The organism is Deinococcus rhizophilus, from assembly GCF_030271215.1.
GTDB classification, from domain to species: Bacteria; Deinococcota; Deinococci; order Deinococcales; family Deinococcaceae; genus Deinococcus; species Deinococcus rhizophilus.
On the sequence record NZ_JASNGB010000119.1, the window covers coordinates 1 to 9077 of the forward strand.

Here is a 9077-nt window from a genome sequence, read left to right on the forward strand (position 1 = left end):
CGCGCCACCGCGCCGCGCACCTGCGGAGGCCGCGCCCGCCGCGCGGAAGCGTGTTCGCGCCAGTCCAGGGTCACGGGGAGATGGTAGGGCATGGGGAAGGAGGGGGCGAGGGGAATGGAGATGAGGGGGGTCACACGCCCCCTCACCCCCTCGCTGCGCGAGGCCCCTCTCCCGCTGGGCGAGAGGGGTCAACCGCTGCTGTTGCCAAAGCCGTCTTTTCCTTGTGTCAGCCGCCCGAAGCGTCCCCGCCTCGCAAGCCCATGTTCCAGGCAGACGAGCCGTTCGGCGCATCTGCGCAGAGGCCTTGCGCTGGGCGGCAGGATGGCGTGGAGGGGGAAACGGGGACGGGGCAAGCGACGCCAGAAGATGGGGGAACACCCTTTGCCGAGCGCAGCGCTGCTCCCCTGCCCCCTCTGCTTCGCAGCTCTACGAGTCTGGGGGAGAGGCTGGGGGTGGGGGCAAACCGCAATCAAGACCCCCTGCCCACAAAAAAAGACCCCCACCCGAAGGCAGAGGCCCAAAGCCAGACTGGAGTTACGCCTCGACCAGCCCACTCCGCCGCAGCAGCGCCTCGGCATCGGGGTCACGCCCCATGAAGTCCCGGTACAGCTCGGCCGCGTCCTTGCTGTTGCCCCGGCTCAGGATGCTCTCCACGTATGCCCGGCCCGTCTCGCGGTTGAAGATGCCCTCCTGCGCGAAACGGGAGAAGGCGTCGGCGTCGAGCACTTCCGCCCACTTGTACGAGTAATACCCCGCGCCGTACCCGACCGGGCTGGAGAACAGGTGCCCGAACTGCGCGATGCGGGCGTAATCCTCCGGCAGCGCGTAGGGGTAGAAGCGGGCCATGATGTCGCGGGCGAAGGTGACCGGATCGGCCCCCGGCGCGTCGGCGTCGAACTCGACATGCAGTTCGAGGTCCACGGTGCCGAAGGAGAGCTGGCGCATGGTGGCGTTCGCCGCGCGGTAGTTGCGGGCGGCGACCAGTTTCTCGAACAGCTCGTCGGGGAGCCGCTCGCCCGTCTGCCAGTGGCGGGCGAAGAGGTCCAGCGCCCCCCGCTCCAGCACCCAGTTCTCCATGATCTGCGAGGGCAGCTCCACGAAGTCCCAGGCGACGCGGGTGCCGCTGAGGCTGCGGACCTCCACGTTCGACATCGCGTGGTGCAGCAGATGGCCGAACTCGTGGAAGACGGTCTCGACCTCGCGCACCGAGAGCAGCGCGGGCGTGTCGCCGCTGGGGGCCGTCATGTTGCCGCACATCAGGCCCAGGTGAGGCTCCACACCGTCCTCGCGCGGGCCACCCGTCAGGAAGGCATTCATCCACGCGCCCGCCCGCTTGGTGTCGCGGGGGAACCAGTCGGTGTAGAAGGAGGCGAGGTGCGTGCCTGCCTCGTCGCGGATGTCGTAGTAGCGCACCTCAGGGTGCCAGCCGGGGGCCTGGGCCTCCGTGACCGTGATGCCGAAGACGCGGCGGCAGATCTCGAAGAGCCCCGACAGCACGCTGTCCATCGCGAAGTAGGGGCGCAGCGCCTCCTCGTCGAAGGCGTATTTGGCCTGACGCTGCTTCTCGGCCCAGTAACCCACGTCCCAGGCTTCCAGGGCCGGGGCGTCCGCGCCCGCCTGCTCGCGGTAGAAGGCTTCCAGCTCGGCGTTCTCGCGCTCATAGAAGGGGCGCACGCGGGCTTCCATGTCGCGCTCGAAGGTCAGGGCGCGTTCGCCGCCGCCCGCCATGCGGTCTTGCAACACGTAGTCGGCGAAGTCGCGGAAGCCCAGCAGCCGGGCCTGCTCGCGCCGCAGCCGCAGAATCTCGCCCACCAGCGGGCGGTTGTCGCGGCCCTCCTGCGAACCCACCGAGTTCTGCGCCAGCCACAGCTCACGCCGCAGCTCGCGGTCGTCGGCGTAGGTCAGGACGGGCTCCAGGGTGGGCAGGTGCAGGGTCAGGCGGTGGCCCTGCTGGCCGTGCTTCTCGGCGTCGAGACGGGTCGCTTCCTGCACGCGCTCGGGGACTCCGGCCAGGCGCTCCGTCGGAACATAGAGTTCAAAAGCGGCGGTCGCGTCGAGCACGTTCTTGGAAAAGTCGTTGGTGATCTGCGCCAGCCGGGTATTGACCTCCAGCAGCCGGGCCTTCTGGTCTTCGGGCAGGTCGGCCCCCTGACGGCGGAACTCGTCGATGGTGAGTTTGAGATGGCGGGCCCGCACGGGGTCGAGGCCGCGCCCCGCTTCCGTCCCGGCGAAGCCCTTCAGCGCCGTCCACAACCCCGGATGGAGGCTGAGGTTGGTGTAGAACTCGGTGACTTTCGGCAGAATCGCCCGCTTGGCCGCCTGCCACTCGGGGCTGGTCACCACGCTGTCGAGATGCCCCACGATCACGCGCACGGTGTCGAGCTGCTCGGTCAGCGTGTCGAGATCGGCCATGAAGTCGGCGTAGTCGCGCTCGCCCGCGCGGGCGAGCGTGTCCAGCCGCTCCTGCGTCTGCGCGAGCAGCGTGTCCACGGCGGGTTCGGCGTGCTCGGGACGAATCTGGTCGAAGGGAATACGGAAGCCGACGTTCAGCAGCGGGTTGTCGCTCTGAACGGGCGCGGTGGGCGCTTGCGTCATGGAGGCGAGTATAGAGAGGCGGGCGGGGCGGGCCCTGCGCCAAACGGCGGATGTTCTTCACCCCGCCACCTGTGCTGTCCTGCCCTATGAAACGGACTCCGATTGAATCGTTGACGAAGAGATTCAGGTCCGAGCGGAGGCGAGAAGGAGAAAGGGCGGGTTCCGGGAGGTGGATTTCCTTCCGGTGGTGTCCCGGAAGTCAAGGAATTGGACGGAATCCCTATGGAACGCGCCGCCCTGTCTTTCCGGGCTGCCGACGCGGAACGCTGGCCTGTGGCACGCAGGCCGCGCAGAGGGTGAGGGCTGGCAACTTCACGCCTCCTGCACGCCGTCCCTGCCTGGACTCTCCACCTCCCGCCGACCGTCTTCCCGCTCCAGCAGCATCGCGTCCCCCAGCGAGTAGAAGCGGTAGCCCTGGGCGAGCGCCGCGTCATACGCCGCCCGGATACGCTCCTCTCCGGCGAAGGCGGCCACCAGGAGCAGCAGCGTCGAACCGGGCAGGTGCAGGTTGGTGACCAGCAGGTCGGGCACCCGCACCCGCGTTCCCGGCGTGATGAAGATGCGGGTGTCGCCCTCGCCGGGGCGCACGCTGCCGTCCTCCTGGGCGCTGCTTTCCAGGGCGCGGACGGTGGTGGTGCCGACCGCGACCACGCGGCGGCCCTGCGCCCTCGCCCGGTTGACCGCGTCCGCCGTCGCCTCGCTGATGGCGTACCGCTCGGCGTGCATCACATGGTCCGCGACCGACCCGGTGATGGGCTTGAAGGTGCCCGCGCCGACATGCAGCGTCACCGCCACGCGCTCGATGCCCCGCGCCTCCAGCCGCGAGAGCAGCTCGGGCGTGAAGTGCAGGCCCGCCGTGGGTGCCGCCACGCTGCCCGGCTCGCGGGCGTACACCGTCTGGTAACGCTCGCGCCACGTCTCGTCCGAGTCGCCCGCCGCGATGTAGGGGGGCAGCGGCAGCCGCCCGATCCCGTCCAGGTGGGGCTTGATGTCGTGCCCGAAGCGCAGCAGCCGGGCGCCGTCCTCCAGCACGCCGACGACCTCGGCCCGGTGCTCACCTAACCAGAGTTCGTTCCCAGCGCGTTTGGCAGGCTTGAGGTACGCCGACCAGACGTTCCCCCCCAGTTCCGGCACAGCCTCCTCGCGCAGCAGCAGGACTTCAATCTGGCCCCCGCCCATGCCGTTGACCACAGGTTTCCGCGCCATCACGCGGGCGGGAATCACGCGGCTCTCGTTGAACACGAGGAGGTCGCCGGGCTGCAAGAGGTCGGGCAGGTCGCGGAAGATGTGGTGCTCGATTCTCTCCCCGACCACCATCAGGCGCGAGGCGTCGCGCGGTTCGGCCCCGGTCTGGGCGATGCGCGACTCGGGCAGGTCGAAGTGCAGCCGGGCGAGGACGGCGTCGGGATCAGGCCCCACGGTCAGACCTCGTCACCACTGGGCTTGGGGCCGTTTTTCTGGCGGGCGGGCATCAGCGCCCCGTCGAGGTCGGGAAGGTGGGTGAAGCGGTCGGCGGCGTCGATCAGCTTCTGGGCGGTGTGCTCGCGGAAGGCGATCACCTCGACCCGTTTGCCGCGCTCCTGCAACACCTCCACGATGTCGGTGAAATCGCCGTCGCCGCTGCCCAGCACGACCACGTCGAGGTGGTCCATCAGCCGCACCATGTCGGCCACGATGCCCATGTCCCAGTTGCCCTCGTAGATGGCGCGGCCGTCGGGCGCGACGTGGTGCAGGGTCAGGTTCATGCGCCGCACCTTGTAGCCCAGCGCCGAGAGCTTGTAGATGAAGGGCCGCGCGGTCGCCTCGCCCTCGCGCTCGACGGTGTACGAGATCGCGTGGACGAGTTCGCGCCCGGCCACCGCCTCGCGCAGGATCGTCTCGAAATTGACCGTGCGCTCCAGCAGGTCGCGGGCCGAGTGGTAGAGGTTCTGGGTATCGATAAAGACGCCCACGCGGGGGCGGGAAACGACGTAGTGCATTGGGAGTTCTCCTGTTGGGTGGGGCCGGAAAAAGAGGGGGGCGGAATCAAAGCCCACCCGGTCGGGCGAGCGGGTGCAGGATAGGGCAAATGGCCGGAGGGGTGCGCCCGGCTCAGGCCCGCGCGACCAGCCAGCCCAGCGTCAGGGCCAGCACGACGGCCGCCCCGCTGACCACGAAGAAGGGTCGCCAGGACGTGCCCTTCTCCATGACCGGGAAGGCCGTCCAGCCCAGCAGCAGCGCGAACCCGCCGAGCAGGGCGGCCAGCAGAAATCGCAGGGCGGAGTGGGGAGTCATGGGGCAGTGTAAGCCTGCTCCGGTGCGGGAAGACGAGCCCTGTGTCCTCTGCGTGTCCGTGCTCAACCCAGGAGTCGCGCGGAGGCGGCCCCCTAACCAACCCCCTCCCCTCCCCGGCCCCGCGCGGGTAACGTGGGGGCATGACCAAGCCAGCCACCTCCCCGGCACTGGAGCAGGCCCGCGCCGCCTACGACGCTTTCCGGGCGCGGGGCCTCAAGCTCAACATGCAGCGCGGCCAGCCCTCCGACGCCGACTTCGACCTGTCGAACGGCCTGCTCACCGCGCTGGGCGAGGACGACGTGAAGATGGACGGCCTCGACCTGCGGAACTACCCCGGCGGAGTGGCGGGCCTGCCGTCGGCGCGTGCCCTGTTCGCCCGTTACCTCGACCTCAAGGCCGAGAACGTGGTCGTGTGGAACAACTCCAGCCTGGAGCTTCAGGGGTTGGTGCTGACTTTCGCGCTGCTGCACGGCGTCCGGGGGTCGAGCGGGCCGTGGATCACGCAGCGGCCCAGGCTGATCGTAACCGTCCCCGGCTACGACCGCCACTTCCTGCTGCTGGAGACGCTGGGCTTCGAACTGCTGCCCGTGGACATGCAGCCCGACGGCCCCGATGTGGACGCCATCGAGCGGCTGGCGGCGGAAGACCCCTCGGTCAAGGGCGTGCTGTTCGTGCCCACCTACTCCAACCCCGGCGGCGAGAGCATCAGCGCGGACAAGGCCCGGCGGCTGATGAGCCTGCGGGCGGCGGCCCCCGACTTCACGGTCTTCGCGGACGACGCCTACCGGGCGCATCACCTGTCCGATACGGAGCGCGACGAGCCGGTCAATCTGGTGACCCTGGCCCGCGACGCCGGACACCCCGACCGCGCCTTCGTCTTCGCCTCCACGTCCAAGATCACCTTCGCCAGCGCGGGCCTGGGCTTCGTGGGCAGCAGCGAGGACAACGTGAAGTGGCTGTCGGGGTACCTGGGCGCCCAGAGCATCGGCCCCAACAAGGTCGAGCAGGCGCGGCACGTGCGGTTTCTGGAGGGCTACCCCGGCGGCCTGGAAGGCCTGATGGGGCGGCACGCCGAGTTGATCGCGCCCAAGTTCCGCGCGGTGGACGAGGTGCTGCGGGCCGAGCTGGGCGCGGGGGGCGAGTACGCGAACTGGCGGGTGCCGCGCGGCGGGTACTTCATCAGCCTGGACACGGCCGAACCCGTGGCCGCGCGGGTGGTCGAGCTGGCGGACGCCGCCGGGGTCAGCCTCACGCCCGCCGGGGCGACCTATCCGGGGGGCCAGGACCCCACCGGGCGCAACCTGCGCCTCGCGCCCACGCGCCCCCCGCTGGAGGAGGTCCGCACGGCGATGCAGGGCCTCGCGGCGTGCATCCGGCTGGCGACCGAGGAGCACCGCAGCGGGCGCTGACGGGTTTCGCGCCGCTTGATTTCGCCCAGCCCTGCCCCGACCATGGCGGGGAGATGCCCACCCGTTATGCCGGAACCCCCGAAGACCGTGCCGCGCTCGACGCCTATATCAAGCTGTGGCGGGCCGCGCACGCGGTCGAGACGGCGGCGCACCGGCACCTCGCGGAGCATGGCCTGACCGTCAGCCAGTTCGGGGTGCTCGAAGCCGTGTACCACCTCGGGCCGCTCAGCCAGCGCCAGCTCGCGGACAAGATCCTGCGCTCCAGCGGCAACCTCACGCTGGTGATCGACAACCTCGAACGCGACGGGCTGGTGCGCCGCGAGCGCGACGCCCACGACCGCCGGGTGACCAACGTCTTTCTGACTGAAGGAGGCGAGGCCCTGATCACGCGGGTGCTGCCGGGCCACGTGCGCGGCATCCGCGAGGTGTTCGCCGGACTCACCCCCGACGAACTCGGCCAACTTGCGGCCCTCTCGCGCAAGCTGGGGCGGTCGCTGATGGGCGAGGCGGCCGAGCTGACGCCGACGCCCCGGCGCTGACTTTCTCCCTCGCGCAAACCCCACCTGGCCCACCCAGAATCGTTCAACATCGAACTATACTGGGGGCATGACGACCTTCTCCCCCATTCCTGGCACCAGCCCGGTGCAGGGCCTGCACCACGTCACGGTGATGGCCTCTGACCCGCAGCGCAACATCGACTTCTACTCGGGAACGCTGGGGCAGCGGCTGGTCAAGGTGACGGTCAATTTCGACGACCCCGGCACCTACCACTTCTACTACGGCGACCTGACCGGGGGGCCGGGCACGATCATGACCCACTTTCCCTGGCCCGGCGCGAGGAGGGGCGTGCGCGGCAACGGCGAGGTCGTGGCGACCGCCTACAGCGCCCCGCGTGGCAGCGACGGGTACTGGGAGGCCCGCTTGCGCGACCACGGCTTCGCGCCGACCCGGACGGAGCGCTTCGGGCAGCCGGTCCTGACCTTCGAGGACCCCGACGGCACCTGGGTCGAGCTGGTCTTCGAGGACGGCGGGGCCGTGCAGCCCTGGCCCGCCAGCCCGGTGCCCGCCGAGCACGAGCTGCGCGGCTTCCACTCGGTGACCGCCTGGGTGGGCGACACGGGCGCGGTGCGCGAGTTGCTGGTGGGGCACCTGGGCTTCACCGAGGCCGGGAGCGAGCCGGACCCGGAAGGCACCCGCACCCGCTTCCGGGGCAGCGGCGACGGCGTGGGCCTGTACGTGGACGTGATCGAGCGGCCGGGGCAGCCGCGCGGGACCTTCGGCGCGGGCAGCATCCACCACGTCGCCCTGCGGACCCGTGACGACGCCGAGCAGGAGGCGTATCTGGCCGGGCTGACCCAGGTCGGCTACCGCCCCACGCCCGTGCAGGACCGCCAGTACTTCCATTCCATCTACTTCCGCGAGCAAAGCGGCGTGCTGTTCGAGATCGCCACCGACGCGCCCGGCTTCGCGGACGACGAGCCGGTGGAGGAACTCGGCCAGCACCTCAAGCTCCCCGCGTGGTACGAGGACCGCCGCGCGGCCATCGAGGCGCACGTGCCGAAAATCGTGAACCGCGAGTACGGCACCACGCTGGGCTCCCGCGACCTGAGCGCCGCCGCACCCGTCACCGGGGCCGGAGAGACGGGCACCGAGGCCCACACCGCCGGGCGGCCCCTGGGGGAAGCGCGGGTGGCGGCGGTGCTGCTGCACGGGCGGGGCGGGACGGCGCCGGACATCCTCTCGCTGGCCGACGACCTCAACCTCAGCGCCTTCGCGTATCTCGCGCCGCAGGCACCGGGCAACACCTGGTACCCGCTGTCCTTCCTGGCCCCGGTGGAGCAGAACCAGCCGCACCTCGGGCGGGCGCTGGCGACGGTGGACGGGGTGATGGCCGAACTGGAACGCCAGGGCATCCCGCCGGAGAGGGTGGTGCTGGGCGGCTTCTCGCAGGGGGCCTGCCTCGCGCTGGAGTACGCCAGCCGCTCCGGGCGGACGCTAGGGGGCGTCTTCGCCCTCAGCGGCGGGCTGATCACGCTGGACCAGGCGGGCGACCTGTCGGGCACCCCGGTCTTCATGGGCGTGGCGCCCGACGACGCCCACATCCCCCTCCCTCGCTTTCAGGAGAGCGCCGCGCACCTGCGCTCGCGGGGGGCGGCGGTGGACGACCGGGTGTATCCGGGCCTGGGCCATTCCATCAACAAGGACGAGCTGGACGCGGTGCGGGCGATCATGGGGCGGGTGGCGGGGCAGGTGTAAGCAGGTGTCATGGGAAGGGGGGCGCGGAAGAGATCACCCCGCGCCCCCCTTCTTCTGCTCCTACCGCAGCCGCGCCGCCACCGGCACCACGTCCGCGTTCGGTCCCTCGAAACCGGGCGTGTAGGCCCGCACGATAAAGACGGCGCGGTTGCCCTGCACGTAGGCGCGGTCGAGGGCGTAGCGGGCGGCGCACTCGCGGCCCGGCGGCAGTGTGCGGTCGCTGTGGATGACCTGATCGCGCACCGTCAGGGTGAATCCGGCAGGCCCCTCCCCGGTCGGCAGCAGGTCTCCCCAGCGGCAGCTCGACGCCACCCGGCGCACGCTCAGGCTGACAGGCACCGGAACACTCCACAGCCGGACAGGGCGAACCAGGGCCGTCCCCGCCGCCACCCCCTCGGGCCAGACGGGGGCCATCACCGGGAAGGTCCGGGCATGGACGGGCCGGGCCACTCGCGCGGGGTTCAGGGCGTGCAGCCGCAGCACGCCCGCCTCCTGCCGCAGCAGCCGGGCCACGACCGGGGCGGGGTCGGGCGAGTCGGCCTG

8 protein-coding genes are annotated in these 9077 nt (G+C 70.7%); 3 read left to right on the plus strand and 5 right to left on the minus strand.

Going from position 1 to position 9077, the window contains the following annotated elements:
* Window positions 1-534: 534 nt before the first annotated feature.
* The 4 genes from QOL99_RS11890 to QOL99_RS11905 form a co-directional block, all read right to left on the minus strand.
* On the minus strand, window positions 535-2595 hold the full coding sequence (locus QOL99_RS11890; protein ID WP_285524101.1) for a M3 family metallopeptidase: 2061 nt from the start codon (window positions 2593-2595) through the stop codon (window positions 535-537).
* 312 nt (window positions 2596-2907) lie between these two features.
* Window positions 2908-4014: a tRNA preQ1(34) S-adenosylmethionine ribosyltransferase-isomerase QueA gene (gene queA / locus QOL99_RS11895; RefSeq protein WP_285524103.1), complete on the minus strand. Its 1107-nt coding sequence runs from the start codon at window positions 4012-4014 to the stop codon at window positions 2908-2910.
* Window positions 4015-4016: 2 nt separating this feature from the next.
* Window positions 4017-4574, minus strand: a complete 558-nt coding sequence (locus QOL99_RS11900; RefSeq protein WP_285524105.1) for a LabA-like NYN domain-containing protein — start codon at window positions 4572-4574, stop codon at window positions 4017-4019.
* A gap of 112 nt (window positions 4575-4686) precedes the next feature.
* Window positions 4687-4869 carry a hypothetical protein gene (locus QOL99_RS11905; protein ID WP_285524107.1) on the minus strand — a complete coding sequence of 61 codons (183 nt, stop codon included), beginning with the start codon at window positions 4867-4869 and terminating at the stop codon, window positions 4687-4689.
* A 140-nt stretch (window positions 4870-5009) separates the two neighbouring features.
* On the opposite strand from QOL99_RS11905, the gene QOL99_RS11910 reads away from it, so the two are divergent.
* From QOL99_RS11910 to QOL99_RS11920, 3 genes are all read left to right on the plus strand, one after another.
* Window positions 5010-6278 (plus strand): PLP-dependent aminotransferase family protein, encoded by a 1269-nt coding sequence (locus QOL99_RS11910; protein WP_285524109.1) that lies wholly within the window; start codon window positions 5010-5012, stop codon window positions 6276-6278.
* A gap of 53 nt (window positions 6279-6331) precedes the next feature.
* Window positions 6332-6817, plus strand: a complete 486-nt coding sequence (locus QOL99_RS11915; protein ID WP_285524110.1) for a MarR family winged helix-turn-helix transcriptional regulator — start codon at window positions 6332-6334, stop codon at window positions 6815-6817.
* A 67-nt stretch (window positions 6818-6884) separates the two neighbouring features.
* Complete coding sequence (locus QOL99_RS11920; protein WP_285524111.1) at window positions 6885-8534, plus strand: VOC family protein; 1650 nt, start codon at window positions 6885-6887, stop codon at window positions 8532-8534.
* 60 nt (window positions 8535-8594) lie between these two features.
* Here QOL99_RS11920 and QOL99_RS11925 read toward each other — a convergent pair.
* Window positions 8595-9077, minus strand: a 483-nt coding sequence (locus tag QOL99_RS11925) for a DUF2259 domain-containing protein (protein ID WP_285524112.1), incomplete at its 5' end; no start/stop codon positions are given.